The following is a 15,281-nucleotide window of genomic DNA, read 5'->3' as shown; positions in this document are numbered from 1 at the left end:
GTCAGGCCTCCAGGGAACGTGCGAGGGCGACGGCGGCCCGGGCCTGCTCGCGGACGAACGCGAAATCGCCGGCGTCCACGGCGTCCGCGGGAACCATCCAGGAGCCGCCGACCGACACCACGTTGGGCAGCGCGAGGTAGTCGGCGAGGTTCGCGGCGGTGATGCCGCCGGTGGGCACGAACCGCATCGCGCCGAAGGGACCGCCCAGCGCCTTGATCGCGGCGGCCCCGCCGTAGACATGGGCCGGGAAGAACTTGCAGGTGGTCAGGCCGGCGTCCAGCGCGGCCATGATCTCGGTGGGAGTCACCGCACCGGGAAGGACCGTCAGGCCCAGATCCCGAGCACGGTCGACCACCGCCTGACTGAAACCGGGAGACACGATGAATCGCGCCCCCGCCTTAGCGGACGCCTCGACCTGAGCGGGGGTGAGCACCGTGCCCGCCCCGACCAGGAGTCCGGGGTTGGTGGCCATCCGCCGGATCACGTCGACGGCCCCCGGCGTGCGCAGGGTGACCTCGACGACCGGCAAGCCTCCCTCGACGAGCGCGGCGCCGAGGGCATCGGCCCGTTCGGCGTTCTTCACCACCGCGACGGGGATCACCGGAAAGTCACTCAACTTCATCGTCGACCTACCTCGAGCTAGCGTTTCTGACATTGAAACGTAACGGTTCATGTAGTGAAATGAGTCTGACATGCGGCGGGCCGCTTGGCAACCCGGAATCGGCCTAGGTGCCTCCCGCAGCGGTAAGCTCGCCTGGGTGATGTCGGTCGCTGTCAAGGTCCTGCAAGGAGGGAAACGTGGGCTCAGTCGCTAGTGGGCCGCGCGTGGAGGCGATCGACCGGGCGCTGCTGCTGTTGACCGCGCTCGCCGGCGCAGGTCCGGAGGGCGCCTCGCTGGCCTCGCTCGCCGAGGAGACGGGGATCCCGAAACCGACCGCCTACCGTGCGCTGAGCACGATGAGACTGCGCGGGTATGCGGATCAGTCGGAGTCGACCGGGCATTACCGGCTCGGGCTGGCGGCCATCTCGTTGGCCCAGCAGCTCGACACCCCTCGCGATCTGGCGCTCGCGCTGCACCCGGCGCTGGTCGCGCTGTCGAGGAGCGCGCAGGAACTCGTGCACCTGGGGGTGCTGTCGGGCGGGCACGTGGTCTACATCGACAAGGTGGAACCCGAGCGCGCGATCAGGGTCTGGTCGGCCGTCGGGCAACTCGTCCCGGTCGCCAGCAGCGCCCTCGGACGGGCCTTGCTCGCGGCCCGCGGGGTTCCGCTGAGCCATCTCGGCGGCTACCTGGACATCCCGGAGCGGCGCGAGGTCACCCTCGACCGGCTGGCCGAGGCGGTGCTCAGCGCTCGCCGGCTCGGCTACGCGGTGGAGCGGGGGGAGAACGAACCCGGCGTGGCGTGCGTGGGAACGGCGGTGCTGCGCGGCTCCCACGCGGTGGCCGCCATCTCGATCACCGCGCCGGAGGACCGGATGACCGACCGGCGGCAGGCCGAACTCGCCGAGATGCTGCACGCGGTGCTGACACCGCTGCTTCCCGCCGGACTCTCGTTGCTCACGCCGGATCCGTCCGCGCAAGCGGACTGAGGGACGGCTGCGGGCCTGCTCAGATCAGCTTGCCGGACCGCCACAACTCGGCGCAGGCGGTGAGGTCGCGGGCGGTGTGCTGGAGGCGTCCGGCAAGATCGACGGCGCGCTGACCGGCGGAGACGTCGGCGCGTCCGCAGGCGACGACGTGGCAGAAGGAGGCCGCCCGCTCGAGCGCGACCGCGAAGTCGCCGGTGAAGGCGCCGCGCAGGATCTCGTCGGCGACCCGCAGCACCTCCTCAGGGCCGGGGGGTTCGGCGCCGGCAACGGCATGGTTGGGTTCGGTGAAGCGGACGCCCGCCGCGTACTCGCGGGCGACCCCGTCGGGGTCGTTGCGGATCCACTCGCGCAGCAGGTACAGCCGCCACAGTGCGCCGGGCAGCGAATGCGCCGGGCGTTCGGCCCACAGGTCGGCCAGCGTCGAGAGCCCGGTCTCCTCGACCAGGGCGACCAGCCGTTGCGTGACGGCCGGATCGTTGGCGGCCTGGCCGGTGCGCAGCAGCACCGCCGCGGTCTCGTGGGCTGCGTGCAGGGCGGCGATCGGGTCGGAGCTCTCGCCCAGCGGTTCGAGCCGTGCGGGTTCGCGGATGGTGGGGCGATGCATGCGGCGGGGTTCGCTCACGGGAGGGTCCTCAGATCAGGAAGCGGTAGAACGGGCTGTCGGGGTCGACCCGCTCGGCGCTGATCGGGCTGCGCTCCAGGCGGGCGAGCAGGTCGGGCAGGCTGGCCGGGTCACCGAGTTCGAGGCCCACCAGAGCGGGACCCATCTCGCGGTCGCTGCGCTTGACGTATTCGAAGTGGGTGATGTCGTCATCAGGCCCCAGCACGTCGTTGAGGAAGCGGCGCAGCGCCCCCGGCTCCTGGGGAAAGTTCACCAGGAAGTAGTGCTTGTGGCCCTCGAACACCAGCGAGCGCTCGATGATCTCGGCGTAGCGGGACACGTCGTTGTTGCCGCCCGAAACGATCACCACGACCACTTCGCCCGGCTGGGGCGGGTAGCGGCGCAGCGAGGCGGAGGCGAGCGCCCCGGCGGGCTCGGCGACGATGCCCTCGGTCTGGTACAGCTGCAGCATCTCGGTGCAGATCGCGCCTTCGCGGACGGAGACCAGCTTCGGCTGGTACCGGTCGGCGATCGCGAAGGTGAGGTCGCCCGCGCGCCGGACGGCGGCGCCGTCGACGAACGTGTTGATGCTGCGCAGCGTGGTCGGACGCCCCGCGTCCAGGGCGGCGGCGAGGCAGGCCGCACCGGAGGGCTCGACCGCGATCACCTTGGTGCGCGGGCTGTACTCGTGCAGCCAGACCAGGCATCCGGCGACCAGGCCGCCCCCGCCGACCGGGATCACCATCCGGTCGGGTTCGCGGCCCAACTGCTCGACGATCTCCTTGGCGACGGTGCCCTGGCCGGCGATGGTGCGCGGGTCGTCGAACGCCGACACCAGGATCGCGCCGGTCTCCTGCGAGGCGGCGCGTGCGGCGGCATAGGCGTCGTCATAGGAGTCGCCGGTCACCACCAACTCGACGATGTCGCCGCCGAAATGCCGCATCCGTTCGCGCTTCTGGCGCGGGGTGGTGGACGGGACGAAGATGCGCCCGCGAATGCCCAGCTTGGCGCACGCCATCGCGACGCCCTGGCCGTGATTGCCCGCGGACGCGGCGATCACGCCGGCCGCGCGCTCGGTCTCGGTGAGCTGGGCGATCAGGTTGTAGGCCCCGCGAATCTTGTACGAGCGGACCGGTTGCAGGTCTTCGCGCTTGAGCCAGACCTCGGCGCCGGTCGCCAGCGACAGGCGCTCGTTGTACTGCAGCGGGGTCTCCGAAATCACGCCGCCCAGCCGTGAGGCGGCCGCGTTGATGTCGGACGCGCTCAGCGGGATGGTGCGGGTCTCGGTCGTCGACGGATTCACCGCTCAATTGTGCACCCCGCCCCCAGCGCCTCACGACCACGCTGCTCGCGACGTGGTCGTGGAGTGCGCGACGCGGGGACGTGTGCAGGACCGGGACCGGTCAGGCGTGCCGTCGTCCGGTGGCGCGTGCGGGAGCGGGCGCGGTGGTCACCTCGATGAGGGCGTCCACACTCGGGTCTTCGGCGCGCAACACGGACGCCTCGGGCAGCATCTCCGCGGCGGGCCGGGCCTCTGCAGCAGACCGTTCGGTGCGGCCGACCAGCGTCGGAGTGGCGGTCGCGTCCTCCACCAGTTCGGGGGCGGTGATCGACCGGGGATGCTCCTCCGACGGCTTCAGCGCGGACAACTCCTTCTCCACCACCTTCAGGTCACGGAACCGGCGCGCGCTGACCAGCACCCGCGACTCCATCGACCCGAGCGCCTCGTTGTACGCCTTGACCGTCGAGCTGAGCGAGCGGCCGATCCGGTCGAAGTGGCCGCCCATCGTGCCGAGCCGGTCGTACAGTTCGCGGCCGAGCTGGAACACCTCGGCGGCCGAATCGGCCAGCGCGGCCTGCTTCCAGCTATAGGCGACCGCGCGCAGCATCGCGATCAGCGTGGTCGGCGTGGCCAGCACGATGCCCTTGCCCGCGGCGTACTCGTGCAGGTCGGGGATCTGGGCGAGTGCCTCGGCGGCCAGCGCCTCGCTGGGGATGAACAGCACCACGAACTCGGGCGTGCTGGTGTCGGCCTTGAAGTAGTTCTTGCCCGAGAGCTGATCGACATGACTGCGCACGTTTCTGGCGAACGACGCCAGCAGCTTCTGCTGCTCGGCCTCGTCGGAGGTCTCGTGCGCGTCGAGGAAGCTGGTCAGCGGCACCTTCGAGTCGACGTAGACGAACTTGCCCTCCGACAGCATCACCTTCATGTCGGGCCGGATCGTCCGGTCCTCCGAGGTGGTTGAGGTCTGCTGCAGCGCGAAGTCGCAGTGCTCCACCATGCCGGCCAGTTCGGCGACCCGCTTGAGCTGCATCTCACCCCAGGTGCCGCGCACCTGCGGCTTGCGCAGCGCCTTCGACAAGGCGGAGGTCTCCCGGCGCAACTCCTCGCCGGTGACCCGCACCGCCGCCACCTGGTCGCGCAACTGGGTCGACATCTCCACCCGTGACTTCTCGACTTCGGCCAGGCGCGCGTTGAACTGCGCCAGCCCCTCGCGGATCGGCGCCATCAACTGCTCGGTCGCCTTCAGCCGCTGCTCGGCGGACGCCTCCGCCTTGCGATGCTGCTCATCCAGCGCATGCCCCGAGGCCAGCTTGAACTCCTTCACGGCCGCATCCCGGTCGGCGGCGATCTCGGCGGCCCGGGCCAGCGCGGCGTCGCGCTCGGCGACGGCCGCGACCACCTTCGCCTCCCAGCGCGCGGTCTCGGCCTGGTGGCGGGCGGCGTCGCTTTGGGCGTCCGACACCTGCGCGTGCGCCTCGGCGATCAGGCGCCGGGCCCGCTCGGCCTCGCTGTGGGCCTCGGCCAGGCGCACCTCGGCGTCTTTGACCCGCAACTCGGTGGCGGCCAGGTCGGCGCGGGCGCGTTCGGCGTCCGCTCGCGCGCTCGCCTCGGCCGCACGCAGCCGGTCGGACGCCGCGGCGTCCGCCGTCACCGCCTGCGCGGTGCTGCGGCGCAACACCACCCACGCGCCCAGTGCGCCGAGCGCGATACCGACGATGAGGGTCAGCAGGATGATGCCGAGGGAATCCATGTCTTGATCCTCTCAACCGGCTCCGACATTTTTGCCGAGCCCGCGCCGGGAGGCGTCCGATGCCGTGGTGTGACGGGTCACCGACGTGTCGATGCTGGTCCCCGGGCGGGGGAGAGGCGACCTACGGCAGGATGGGGGTCATGGACGCCCGCTCGCACATCGCTGACCTCGCGGCCTTCGTGACCGCGTCCCCGTCCTCGTTCCATGCCGCCGCCGACGTGGCGCGCCGGCTGGCCGAGGCAGGCTTCGCCGAACAGCGCGAGACGGACGCCTTCGGCGACACTCCCGGCGGGCACTACGTGCTGCGCGACGGCGCGATCGTGGCGTGGTGGGTGCCCGAGGGGATCGACCCCGAGCGCGCGGGTTTCCGGATCGTCGGCGCGCACACCGACAGTCCCAGCCTGAAGCTCAAACCGCAGCCCACGGCGTCCGCCTTCGGCTGGCAGCAGGCGGCCGTCGAGGTCTACGGCGGACCGCTGCCCAACCAGTGGCTCGACCGCGAACTCGGCCTGGCCGGACGCGTCATCACCCGTAGTGGTGAGCAGATTCTGGTCGCCACCCCCGCCTGGCTGCGGGTGCCGCAGGTCGCGCCGCACCTGGACCGGTCGGTGCGCGACACCCTGCACCTCGACCCGCAACAACACCTCAAGCCGGTCTACTCCGTGGGCCGCCCCGACCTCGATCTGCTCGCGCTGGTCGCCGAGCAGGCCGGGCTGGAGGCGTCCGATATCGCCGGGCACGACCTGTACTGCTACGTCACCGAACCGCCGGCCGTGTTCGGCCCGACGGGGGAGTTCTTCGCCTCATCGCGGCTCGACAACCTGTCCTCGGTGCACGCCGGGCTGACCGCGCTGCTGACCGCCGAAGAGGGCGCGGACGTCACCGTGCTGGCCTGCTTCGACCACGAGGAGGTCGGGTCGGCGTCCCGTTCCGGCGGCGCCGGACCGCTACTGGAGCAGGTGATGCGCCGCATCGCGGGCACCCTCGGCGTCCGGGGCGACGGTTGGCACCGGATGCTCGCCCGCAGCTCGTGTATCTCGGCGGACGCCGGGCATGCGGTGCACCCCAACTACGCGCACCTGCACGATCCCGAGCATCGCCCCTTGCTGAACGCGGGACCGTTGCTCAAATACAACGCCGACCTGCGCTACACCACGGACGCCGCGGGCGCGGCCCTGTTCCGGCGGGCGTGCGCGGCGGCAGGCGTCCCGGTGCAGGATTTCGTGTCCAACAACGCGGTGCCTTGCGGCTCGACGATCGGCCCGATGAACGCCGAGCGCCTGGGCGTGGTGATGTGCGACGTCGGCGTCCCGCTGCTGAGCATGCATTCGACGCGCGAGCTGTCCGGCGTCCGCGACCCGGGCTGGCTGGCCGGAGCCCTGGCCGCCTACTACGCGGGCGCCTGACACTAGCCGCCGATGCACATCGCACTCCTCATCTCGCTGCTGGCGGGACTGGCCACCTCCATCGGTGGCCTGATCGCGCTCGGTCCGGGCGCGCACCGTCGCTCCCGGCTCGCGGTCACGCTCGCCTTCTCATCCGGGGCGATGCTGGTGGTCAGCCTGGTCGAGCTGATGCCGCTCGGCATCGCGTCGCTGGAGCACCAGTTCGAGCCACGGACGGCCGCCGCGCTGGGCTATCTGTCGTTCTTCGTCGGGATCGGATCGGTGCTCGCCATCGACCGGTTCCTGCCGCATTCGCTCAACCCGAACGAGACCGAGGGCCGGGAGGGCGAGGTCGTCGCGGGCGAGGTGCACCAGACGCGGGCGCTGCTGCGCTCCGGCATGCTGGTGGCGGTCGTGCTGGCCTTGCACAACCTGCCCGAGGGTATGGCGACCTTCTTCTCCAGTTACTCGGATCTGTCGGTCGGCCTGCCGCTGGCCGCCGCGATCGCCATGCACAACATTCCCGAGGGCATCGCGGTCGCCGCCCCGGTGTACGCGGCGACCGGCTCCCGTGGCAAAGCGCTCGGCTGGGCGACGGCGTCCGGTCTCACCGAACCGCTGGGCGCGCTGATCGCGGCCGGGCTGGTGACCTGGGTGATCCCCGAGGCCCTCTTCGGCCTCTTCTACGGACTGGTCGCCGGCATGATGGTCTTCCTCGCGCTCGACGAACTGCTGCCGGGCGCCTGGCGTTATCAGACCGACAAACACCAGACCGTCTACGGCATGCTCGTCGGCATGGCGGTGGTCGCGGCCAGCTTCGTGCTGTTCGCCTGAGGCGTCCGTCGTTGCTGCGGTGGCGTGCCCGTGCCTGGCTTCTGGGTGCTGCCGGTTCTCGCGGGGGCGCCCGAACCAGGGACGCCGCGGGCACCCCCAGTAGGATGTCGGGTTGTGGCACTCACCATTGGAATCGTCGGACTCCCCAACGCCGGCAAGTCGACCCTGTTCAACGCGCTGACCCGCAACGATGTTCTCGCGGCGAACTACCCGTTCGCGACCATCGAACCCAACGTGGGCGTGGTCGGGGTCCCCGAGCCGCGGCTGGAGAAGCTCGCCGAGATCTACGGCTCGGAGAAGATCCTGCCCGCGACGGTGTCGTTCGTCGACATCGCCGGCATCGTCAAGGGCGCCAGCCAGGGCGAAGGCATGGGCAACGCGTTCCTGGCCAACATCCGTGAGGCGGACGCGATCTGCCAAGTGACCCGGGCGTTCGCCGACGACGACGTCACCCACGTCGACGGCGCGGTCAACCCGTCCTCCGACATCGAGACCATCACCACCGAACTGGTGCTCGCCGACCTGCAGACCCTCGAAAAGGCGCTGCCGCGCCTGGAAAAGGAAGCGCGGATCAAGAAGGAGGCCCAGCCCAAGCTGGCCGCCTGGAAGCAGGCCTACTCGGTGCTGTCCGAGGGACGCGGCGTCTTCGCCGCAGGTCTGGACTTGGAGCCGCTGCGCGAGCTGTTCCTGCTGACCGCCAAGCCGTTCATCTACGTGTTCAACTGCGACGCCGACCAGGTGACGGACGCCGCCCTGCAAGCCCGTCTGTCGTCGCTGGTGGCACCCGCCGAGGCGATCTTCCTGGACGCCAAGTTCGAATCCGAACTGATCGAAATGGACGACGACGAGGCCCGCGAGTTCTTGGCGGACGCCGGCGTCGAAGAACCCGGCCTCGACAAGCTCGCCCGGGTCGGCTACGACACCCTTGGCCTGCAGAGCTACCTGACCGCCGGCCCGAAGGAGGCCCGGGCATGGACGATCCGCAAGGGCGCCACCGCCCCCGAGGCCGCCGGTGTGATTCACACCGACTTCCAGAAGGGCTTCATCAAGGCCCAGATCGTCTCCTTCGACGACCTGGTCGAGGCCGGCTCCGAGGCGGCCGCGAAGGCCGCCGGCAAGATGCGCCTCGAAGGCAAGGACTACGTCATGCAGGACGGCGACGTCGTGGAGTTCCGCTTCAACGTCTAATCCATCGTCCCGTCCCCCGATTGCTAGACCGTGTCCCGGGGGCGTCGAACGCTGAGTCAGTTGGTCCCGGATTCGTAGGCCGGTTCGCACAGGCGCAGCGCGATCCTGTTCCTTGCAGAACCTGTATGGTCTACGATGGTTCCATGTGGAATGTCGACGTCGAGTTGATCGAGGAGTGGCTCGACTCGCTCGACAAGGCGTCATGGAAGCAGGTAATGGCCGCCGTCGAGGTACTGCAAGAGATCGGCCCCGGCTCGGCCGTCCGCTTGTGGACACGCTGACGGCGTCTCGGCACAAGAACATGAAGGAACTCAGGCCAGGCTCGTCCGGTCGGTCCGAGTTGCGCATCCTGTTCGCGTTCGACCCTGAACGGTCGGCCATCATGCTGGTCGCCGGGGATAAGGCTGGGAACTGGACGCGCTGGTACAGGAAGAACCTCCCCGTGGCCGACGACCTGTTCGACGACCACCTGCACAGGCTGAGAACCACCAAAGACTGAGAGGAGAGTGAAGGGGATGGCACTGAGCTACGAGGAGTACCTCACCAAGCATCCCGTGAGCGCCGAAGATCGCGCCGAGATCGACGCGCACAAGGCCCGCATGCTCGCCGAGGTGCGTGCGTACCGCCTGCGCGAGCTGCGCGAGCAGGCCGGGCTCACACAGGCACAGCTGGCCGAGCGGATCGGTGTCGGGCAGCGCCAGGTCTCCAAGATCGAGCGCGGCGACCTCGACAGCGCGAAGATCGGCACCATCCGCCGCTACCTGGAGGCCGTTGGTGGTGGGCTCGCCGTCGAGTACGTGATGGGTGGCGAGCGCGTCCAGGTCGCCTGACAGGCGAACAGGAGGCCGCTCCAAGGCAGATGGCTTTGTCTATTTCCTACCCATGCCGTACCTGCGAACCCTTGATGCGCCGCATCTGGACGCCGCTGTTCGGCTCGATGCTTCGGCGATTCTGACCTACGACCACAGGCTCAGCGAGGCTGCTCGAGTTCTCGGGCTCGACGTCATCGCTCCGCGCTGAACTCCTGTTGCTGGGGGCCGGACTCGCCGGTATCTCCGCTCGGCTGACGTCGACCCAGCGAGGGCGGAATAGAGTCAGGATATGAATCTCCTGCTGCTCTCGATCAGTCTCAGTGCCGTACCGAGTTTTCTCGCGGAGTGCGTGGGAGACCTCGGCCGTCCTCTCCGGCTGGGCTACATCACGGACGCCGCCGAGGGCATGCCGCTCGCAGGGGTCGAACTCGACGGGGTCAAAGCCCTCGGCCACGAGGTCGTGGAGATCCGCGTGCGTGATGCCGGCGGTGAAGCGTTCGGTGCATTGCTTGACTCGCTCGATGCGATCTACGTGGCGGGCGGCGAGACGTTCGTGCTGCTCGAAGCGCTGCGCGCCAACGGTGCGGGTGATGTTCTCGTCGAGCGCGTGCGCGCGGGGCTGCCCTACATCGGATGCAGCGCCGGGTCGGTCATCACGGGGCCGTCGATCGCTCCCGTCGAACTGCTGGACGACCGAGCACTCGCTCCGGGGTTGCGCAGCGATGACGGACTTCAACTCATCGACGATGTGATCATCCCGCATGCCGACGGCCAGATCCCGCCTTATCCGCTGGAACTGATTGAGCGCATCGTCGCGACCTACGGTGACCGCTACCCGCTGCTTCTGCTGCGCGACGACCAAGCACTGCGCGTCGATGCCAACGATTCGAGGGTGATTCCATCGCTTTGACCAAGGTGCGCGGCGCTCGCCACGGGTCGTCCGCCCGCGGGGGAGTGGGCGCCTCGCCCTGCGCGTCCTGTCTCGCGTGACTCCGAGCCCGATAGGTTCCACGCATGGAGATACAGCGGGGTGAATTCGAGCGCACCACCACTCACTGGTGGTGGCGACCGGGGTGGGGACCGGAGACCCGCTATCTCACCTTCCATCTCACGTTCACCGAAGAGCCCGCACTCGCGGCCACGGCCGAGCGCTACTCGGGGGTGCTGAACTCGCTCGCGAACCTCGATCCGGTTCCGGTGCCCTGGCTGCACCTCACGATGACCGGGGTCGGGCATGCCGCCGAGGTGTCCGACGAGATCGTCGATGCCCTGTGTGAGCGAGTCCTCGCAGACGCCGCCCGCCGCATCGATGGGCAGCCCCCGATCGTTTTCGACACGCTCTACTTCGGGCGTGACGGGTTGAGCCTCACCGGGCAGGCGCCGGACTGGCTGATCCTGCTCAGGCAGCGGCAAGAGCAGGCGGTGGAGGATCTCCTCGGTGGGCCTCGCGCATGGCACCGGGCGCGTCCGCATGTCACGCTCGCCTATTACGACGGTGAGGTTGACGAGTCCGCTCTGCTGGACGGGGTCAAGGCGGCCGGGCTCGATGGTGTCGTCTTGACGCGGCCGACGCTGTCCCTGCTCGAACTGCGTCGTGACGGCCACCTTTATCGCTGGCGGACCGTCGGCGAGTGCCCGCTCGAACTCGGTGACGGGCGCTGAGCCGCGGCGTCCGATCAACACGGCACGACGAGGTTCAGGTGGACGCCGGCTGAGCGGCGAGCAACGGTCAATCGCCGCGTGGCCAGGGCTGGGAGCGCTGCGCCTCCACCTTCTCGTTGAACCGCCGCATCAGCTCCGCGAACCGGCGCACGTCGGCGGGGCTCCAACCGTCGAGGACTGCCGCGAAGGCCGTCCGTCGTGCCGCGAGCTCTTCGGTGAGCCGGGCCCGGCCTTCCGCAGAGGGCTGGTGCAGCCAGGCGGCACCGCCTCGCGGGTCGCGGAACTTCTCGATGAGCCCGTGCCTGATCGCCGCGGTCAGCTGCCGATGCACCGTGGACACGTCGAGCCCGAAGGCGTCCGAGAGTTGCGCCACCGTCATCGGCCCCTCTGCTTCGAGGCGGGCGAGCAGGACGGTCGCACTCCGGTCGAGATGGGCCTGCCGTCCGTGCGGCGCCGTCTTGTGGACGGCGTGCCGCTGCAGCAGCATCTGCTCGTAGACCAAGGAGTCGAGGTCGTCGGGCATCGTCACTCCCACTGTTCCGGTGAGCGATCCCTGTCGTCACGCTCGTTGTTTGTATGATACAAAATTGCATCGTACAAATCTCAAGGAAGGTGGCCGAGTTGACGGCGACTGACCAACAGGAACGGTCCCGCCGAGGGGTCACGGCTCACGCGGAGGGGCTCGCCAAGCGGCAACCGCTCGTCACGCCGCCCTTCGCGCTGGCCTGGCTGGTGAACTTCTGCCAGTACCTCGCGTTCTACATCCTGGTGACCACGATGGCGCTGTACGCGGTCAAGCAGTTCGCCGCCTCGGACGCCGCGAGCGGTCTGGCGTCCAGCGCGTTCGTGGTGGGGGCGACGGTCGCCCGCGTCTTCGCCGGATACCTGGTCGACACCTTCGGCCAACGCCGGACGCTGGTGGTGTCCCTGCTCGTCGTCGTGCTGGCCTGCGGGTTCTATCTTCCGGCCGGATCGCTGCCGTTGCTGATCGCCGTGCGCATGCTTCACGGCATCGGCTACGCCTTCGCCAGCACGGCCACCATGGCCTTGGCGCAATCGGCGATCCCGCCCGAGCGGCGCGCCGAGGGCACCGGCTACTTCGCGCTGGGGTCGACGTTGGCCACCGCGATCGGTCCGGCGGTCGGGCTGATGATCGTGAACGACTTCGATTACGGGGTGTTGTTCTGGACGTCGCTCGGCACCGCGATCGTGGGCCTGCTGTTCGGCGTCCTGCTGCACCGCTACACCCGTCAGCCCATTCCGGACGCCGCACCAGCGCCGGCGGCGTCCGCGAAGCAGGGATTTTCGCTGCGGAACATCGCGCACCCGGCGGTGGTGCCGATCGGCACGTTCATGCTGATCGTGGGCCTGTGCTACGCCGGAGTGATCACCTACCTGAACGCCTACTCGCAAGAGCGGGGCCTGGTGGTCGGCGCGAGCATGTTCTTTCTGGCGTATGCCGCCGCGATGTTCGTGATGCGTTTCGTGCTCGGCAAACTCCAGGATCGCCGCGGTGACAATGTGGTGGTCTATCTCGGCCTGGTCAGCTTCGCCATCGCGCTCGCGGTGCTCGCCTTCGCGACCCAGGACTGGCAGGTGGTGCTCGCCGGCGCCCTCACCGGGCTCGGCTACGGCACGCTGATGCCGGCCTCGCAGGCGATCGCCGTCCGCCTGGTTCCGTCGCACCAGCTCGGCACCGGAATCTCGACCCTGTTGCTGCTCGTGGACGCCGGTGTCGGCCTCGGCCCGGTCTTTCTCGGCTTCCTCGTGTCGAGTTGGGGATACGGCTCGATGTTCGCGCTGCTGGCCATCCTCGTCGTGGCCGCCGCGCTCTTTTACCACCTCGCTCATGGCCGCAAGGAGGTCGCGCGTGTCGTCGGGGTATCTTGACCGTCATGAGTGCTGACAGCGAGTCGCGCAAGGCCGCCGAGGAGCGGGTGCTGCAATTCGGGATCGAGTTCGACGCGCAGTGGCGGATCGCCGCTGTGGCGTTCCGGGAGCGGGATCCTGAAAACCCGCGGTACCGGTTCGATCTCTGGCGCGAGTTGATGGCGCAGACGCAGCGGAATCACTGCACGGAGGCGTCCGCTGTCGACCTTGCGCAGTCGTTCAGCGGAACCCCCGATCATGGGCCTGAGGCGGAGCAACTCGTCCGCTCGGAGATCGACGGCGAGGTCGCCTATGTGCTCACACGGGTCGAATCGCCGATCACGAAGTTTTACGAGTACACGCTGCACGCGCAGGGCGGGGAGTGGCGGATCGCGGCGATCGCCCAGCATTTCAACGATCCCACCCAGCCTTTCGCGGACCGGGCGACGATCGAGAAATATCTGAGTTCCTGCTCGGCGGACGCGCCCCTGGAGGAGGTGCCCGCAGAACAGGCCCCGTTGGATGAGGTATTCAATTTCACCGCCCGTGAGGTGCGCCGGCCTCGCGATGGCGAAATCGCGCAGACGGAGATCTCCCAGATCGGCACGCTCGTCACCAGCACGGGAGCGCTGTCCGTCCTGGATTTCGGATATGACAACGACGACGCCCGCCCCTTGGCGCGCACGGTCGCGCCGGGGTCCTATCCGGTCGACCGAGTGACCGGGTTCGAGCGCAATGCCGCCATCCGCGTCCGGTTCAGCGACGAGGTACCCGTTTCGTGGCACGCGGCCTCGCGGACTGGCGGTGGCCACGTGTTCGGTGTGGACGCCGGCTGTGCCTGCGTCGTGGACTATGTCGCCTACTCGGAGATGACGCCGCGTGCGAAGGCGGCGGTATTCGACCAGCTCACGGCGGCCCCGCTCCCAGCGGTGTTCGAATTCCCGCTCGGGAACCAGAATGTGGGCGTCGCATTCGACTCCGGATACGGCGACGGCGGATATCCGGCCTACTGGGGCCTGGACGCGCAAAGTCGCGTGGCGCAACTCGTCATCGATTTCCTGGTGCTCGCCACCCAGGACGACGACGGCGTCCTCACCCACTTGTAGGGGGTCGGTCAGGCGGCACTCTCACTGATGCTTGAGAGCCTGAACACGGGCTTGCCGCTGGACCGGGCATACGCCATCTCGCGCGAGGTCGACTCGCCGATGTAGCCGCCCGGGTCGACGATGAGCACGGCGTCCGCAAGGTCGATCTTCTTCAGATGAAGCTCATCGAGCACCTGCTTCTGCTCGTCGGTGATCGTGTCGCCACGGTGCTGAAACAAGGCTGGCGCCACGACGATGACCCCGGCCAGGGTCAGCCGCTGGTTGGCCTCCATGATCTCGTCGCGGAAGCGGGTCGACCCGCAGATGCAGACTATCCGAGGGCGGTCCTCTGTTGCCTTCCGCACGATCGCGGCCATGTCCGAGTCGTCCACGAGTGATGCGTGTTGATTTCCGTGTGGTTCTTGAGTGGCATCCTCATCCTGGTCGAGATGGGGGTTGCAGTCTGATAGCTCCTCAAGGAGACTTTCCAAGGGAACAAGCCGGGCGCCTTCTGACCGGATATCGAGAATATCAAGCCTGCTGTCTTGGCGCATGTGTTCGAGGTCGCGGGCCAGTTCCTCGAATGATTTTCCGTAAGGCTTCACGGAGCTCTCCGTGTATCCGAACGATCCGTCATCGCTTGGGTAAAGTTCGCGGATCTCCCATTCGAATCCGTCATCATCCTTCGCGTTCGCGCAACTGACGACGTATCTCCAGATGCCCATGGCGCAAGGGTAGCGGATGGGCTCGGCGCCTGTTCGACGGGCTGGATTGCGGGCTTCGGCGGTGATGCTGCGGCAGACGGGCGTCCGTGACGACGTGAACGCCCTGAATGCTGGAGGTGCTGCCGTCCGAGCATCTACATTCGTTGCATGAGCGTCACTGATCCCCAGGAAGAAAGCTCGTCGCGCCACGAGTCGCGCAGCGAGGCCGAGCGGGTCTCGCGCGCTGTCGGTGAGGGGCAGAGCCTCATCCTGACGAACGGTGGTGTACGCGTGGGAAGGATCGTGCCGATCGATGATCCCGCCCCTGGGTTGACGCTTTTGCGTCCGGCCCAGCGTCGAGGTGGCTGGGCGGAGTTGGGCATCAACCGAGAGGTGGTTGAGAACAGCGCCCATACTCTTGACGAACTGCGGGAGGACCGGATCTGAAAAGGATCGGCGTGACTACCAACCCGGTTCTTCTCGCGTCAGCCTCAGCGCGTGACGTTGGCTCCGGTA

The 15,281-nt window shown here is 68.5% G+C and carries 19 protein-coding genes; 13 read left to right on the top strand and 6 right to left on the bottom strand.

What is annotated here, in order from left to right; genetic code table 11:
• Position 1: 1 nt before the first annotated feature.
• Positions 2–622, bottom strand: a complete 621-nt coding sequence (eda, locus tag QM708_RS05435; protein WP_415105140.1) for a bifunctional 4-hydroxy-2-oxoglutarate aldolase/2-dehydro-3-deoxy-phosphogluconate aldolase — start codon at positions 620–622, stop codon at positions 2–4.
• Between the two features lie 176 nt (positions 623–798).
• Here eda and QM708_RS05430 point away from each other — a divergent pair, with 176 nt between their 5' ends.
• Positions 799–1,590, top strand: coding sequence for an IclR family transcriptional regulator (locus QM708_RS05430; RefSeq protein ID WP_415105138.1), 792 nt, complete (start codon positions 799–801; stop codon positions 1,588–1,590).
• Between the two features lie 19 nt (positions 1,591–1,609).
• Here QM708_RS05430 and QM708_RS05425 read toward each other — a convergent pair whose 3' ends face one another.
• The 3 genes from QM708_RS05425 to rmuC all read right to left on the bottom strand — a co-directional run bounded on the left by QM708_RS05425 (position 1,610) and on the right by rmuC (position 5,226).
• Positions 1,610–2,212, bottom strand: a complete 603-nt coding sequence (locus tag QM708_RS05425) for a hypothetical protein (protein ID WP_415105136.1) — start codon at positions 2,210–2,212, stop codon at positions 1,610–1,612.
• A 10-nt stretch (positions 2,213–2,222) separates the two neighbouring features.
• Positions 2,223–3,494 (bottom strand): threonine ammonia-lyase IlvA, encoded by a 1,272-nt coding sequence (gene ilvA / locus QM708_RS05420; RefSeq protein ID WP_415105134.1) that lies wholly within the window; start codon positions 3,492–3,494, stop codon positions 2,223–2,225.
• A gap of 100 nt (positions 3,495–3,594) precedes the next feature.
• Positions 3,595–5,226, bottom strand: a complete 1,632-nt coding sequence (rmuC, locus tag QM708_RS05415) for a DNA recombination protein RmuC (RefSeq protein WP_415105132.1) — start codon at positions 5,224–5,226, stop codon at positions 3,595–3,597.
• A gap of 131 nt (positions 5,227–5,357) precedes the next feature.
• Between rmuC and QM708_RS05410 the strand changes: the two genes are divergently transcribed.
• The 9 genes from QM708_RS05410 (at position 5,358) to QM708_RS05370 (ending at position 11,107) form a co-directional block, all read left to right on the top strand.
• Positions 5,358–6,632, top strand: coding sequence for a M18 family aminopeptidase (locus QM708_RS05410; RefSeq protein ID WP_415105130.1), 1,275 nt, complete (start codon positions 5,358–5,360; stop codon positions 6,630–6,632).
• A 12-nt stretch (positions 6,633–6,644) separates the two neighbouring features.
• Positions 6,645–7,445: a zinc transporter ZupT gene (gene zupT, locus QM708_RS05405; protein ID WP_415105128.1), complete on the top strand. Its 801-nt coding sequence runs from the start codon at positions 6,645–6,647 to the stop codon at positions 7,443–7,445.
• 114 nt (positions 7,446–7,559) lie between these two features.
• Complete coding sequence (gene ychF / locus QM708_RS05400; RefSeq protein WP_415105126.1) at positions 7,560–8,633, top strand: redox-regulated ATPase YchF; 1,074 nt, start codon at positions 7,560–7,562, stop codon at positions 8,631–8,633.
• 143 nt (positions 8,634–8,776) lie between these two features.
• Positions 8,777–8,914, top strand: coding sequence for a hypothetical protein (locus QM708_RS05395; protein ID WP_415105124.1), 138 nt, complete (start codon positions 8,777–8,779; stop codon positions 8,912–8,914).
• Positions 8,902–9,132, top strand: coding sequence for a type II toxin-antitoxin system RelE/ParE family toxin (locus tag QM708_RS05390; protein ID WP_415105122.1), 231 nt, complete (start codon positions 8,902–8,904; stop codon positions 9,130–9,132). Before QM708_RS05395 ends, QM708_RS05390 begins: the two co-directional genes overlap by 13 nt.
• Before the next feature lie 16 nt (positions 9,133–9,148).
• Positions 9,149–9,463: a helix-turn-helix domain-containing protein gene (locus tag QM708_RS05385; protein WP_415105120.1), complete on the top strand. Its 315-nt coding sequence runs from the start codon at positions 9,149–9,151 to the stop codon at positions 9,461–9,463.
• Positions 9,464–9,515: 52 nt separating this feature from the next.
• Positions 9,516–9,653 carry a hypothetical protein gene (locus tag QM708_RS05380; RefSeq protein WP_415105118.1) on the top strand — a complete coding sequence of 46 codons (138 nt, stop codon included), beginning with the start codon at positions 9,516–9,518 and terminating at the stop codon, positions 9,651–9,653.
• Between the two features lie 81 nt (positions 9,654–9,734).
• A complete protein-coding gene (locus tag QM708_RS05375) occupies positions 9,735–10,355 on the top strand; it encodes a Type 1 glutamine amidotransferase-like domain-containing protein (protein WP_415105116.1) in 621 nt (206 codons plus the stop codon).
• 104 nt (positions 10,356–10,459) lie between these two features.
• Positions 10,460–11,107 carry a hypothetical protein gene (locus QM708_RS05370; protein WP_415105114.1) on the top strand — a complete coding sequence of 216 codons (648 nt, stop codon included), beginning with the start codon at positions 10,460–10,462 and terminating at the stop codon, positions 11,105–11,107.
• 67 nt (positions 11,108–11,174) lie between these two features.
• Here the strand turns inward: QM708_RS05370 and QM708_RS05365 are convergent, their stop codons facing one another.
• Positions 11,175–11,630: a MarR family winged helix-turn-helix transcriptional regulator gene (locus QM708_RS05365; protein ID WP_415105112.1), complete on the bottom strand. Its 456-nt coding sequence runs from the start codon at positions 11,628–11,630 to the stop codon at positions 11,175–11,177.
• 98 nt (positions 11,631–11,728) lie between these two features.
• Here QM708_RS05365 and QM708_RS05360 point away from each other — a divergent pair, with 98 nt between their 5' ends.
• Both QM708_RS05360 and QM708_RS05355 read left to right on the top strand, forming a co-directional pair.
• The gene (locus QM708_RS05360) at positions 11,729–12,997 is read left to right on the top strand and encodes an MFS transporter (RefSeq protein ID WP_415105110.1); all 1,269 of its coding nucleotides are present in this window, start codon (positions 11,729–11,731) and stop codon (positions 12,995–12,997) included.
• Positions 12,998–13,002: 5 nt separating this feature from the next.
• Positions 13,003–14,082 carry a DUF4241 domain-containing protein gene (locus tag QM708_RS05355; protein WP_415105108.1) on the top strand — a complete coding sequence of 360 codons (1,080 nt, stop codon included), beginning with the start codon at positions 13,003–13,005 and terminating at the stop codon, positions 14,080–14,082.
• An 8-nt stretch (positions 14,083–14,090) separates the two neighbouring features.
• Here QM708_RS05355 and QM708_RS05350 read toward each other — a convergent pair whose 3' ends face one another.
• The gene (locus tag QM708_RS05350) at positions 14,091–14,786 is read right to left on the bottom strand and encodes a hypothetical protein (protein WP_415105106.1); all 696 of its coding nucleotides are present in this window, start codon (positions 14,784–14,786) and stop codon (positions 14,091–14,093) included.
• Between the two features lie 147 nt (positions 14,787–14,933).
• On the opposite strand from QM708_RS05350, the gene QM708_RS05345 reads away from it, so the two are divergent.
• Positions 14,934–15,212 carry a hypothetical protein gene (locus QM708_RS05345; RefSeq protein WP_415105104.1) on the top strand — a complete coding sequence of 93 codons (279 nt, stop codon included), beginning with the start codon at positions 14,934–14,936 and terminating at the stop codon, positions 15,210–15,212.
• Positions 15,213–15,281 lie beyond the last annotated feature (69 nt).

Origin of the sequence: Propioniciclava sp. (assembly GCF_047602245.1) — a bacterium.
In the GTDB taxonomy this organism is placed as follows: Bacteria; Actinomycetota; Actinomycetes; order Propionibacteriales; family Propionibacteriaceae; genus Propioniciclava.
This window is presented reverse-complemented; position numbering and strand designations above follow the sequence as displayed.

Coding starts and splice junctions, on each gene's coding strand:
- rmuC (WP_415105132.1), bottom strand. CDS start 5,226: ATGGATTCCCTCGGCATCATCCTGCTGACCCTCATCGTCGGTATCGCG.
- QM708_RS05370 (WP_415105114.1), top strand. CDS start 10,460: ATGGAGATACAGCGGGGTGAATTCGAGCGCACCACCACTCACTGGTGG.
- QM708_RS05350 (WP_415105106.1), bottom strand. CDS start 14,786: ATGGGCATCTGGAGATACGTCGTCAGTTGCGCGAACGCGAAGGATGAT.
- eda (WP_415105140.1), bottom strand. CDS start 622: ATGAAGTTGAGTGACTTTCCGGTGATCCCCGTCGCGGTGGTGAAGAAC.
- QM708_RS05375 (WP_415105116.1), top strand. CDS start 9,735: ATGAATCTCCTGCTGCTCTCGATCAGTCTCAGTGCCGTACCGAGTTTT.
- QM708_RS05380 (WP_415105118.1), top strand. CDS start 9,516: ATGCCGTACCTGCGAACCCTTGATGCGCCGCATCTGGACGCCGCTGTT.
- QM708_RS05355 (WP_415105108.1), top strand. CDS start 13,003: ATGAGTGCTGACAGCGAGTCGCGCAAGGCCGCCGAGGAGCGGGTGCTG.
- QM708_RS05385 (WP_415105120.1), top strand. CDS start 9,149: ATGGCACTGAGCTACGAGGAGTACCTCACCAAGCATCCCGTGAGCGCC.
- zupT (WP_415105128.1), top strand. CDS start 6,645: ATGCACATCGCACTCCTCATCTCGCTGCTGGCGGGACTGGCCACCTCC.
- QM708_RS05410 (WP_415105130.1), top strand. CDS start 5,358: ATGGGGGTCATGGACGCCCGCTCGCACATCGCTGACCTCGCGGCCTTC.
- QM708_RS05345 (WP_415105104.1), top strand. CDS start 14,934: ATGAGCGTCACTGATCCCCAGGAAGAAAGCTCGTCGCGCCACGAGTCG.
- QM708_RS05395 (WP_415105124.1), top strand. CDS start 8,777: ATGTGGAATGTCGACGTCGAGTTGATCGAGGAGTGGCTCGACTCGCTC.
- QM708_RS05365 (WP_415105112.1), bottom strand. CDS start 11,630: ATGCCCGACGACCTCGACTCCTTGGTCTACGAGCAGATGCTGCTGCAG.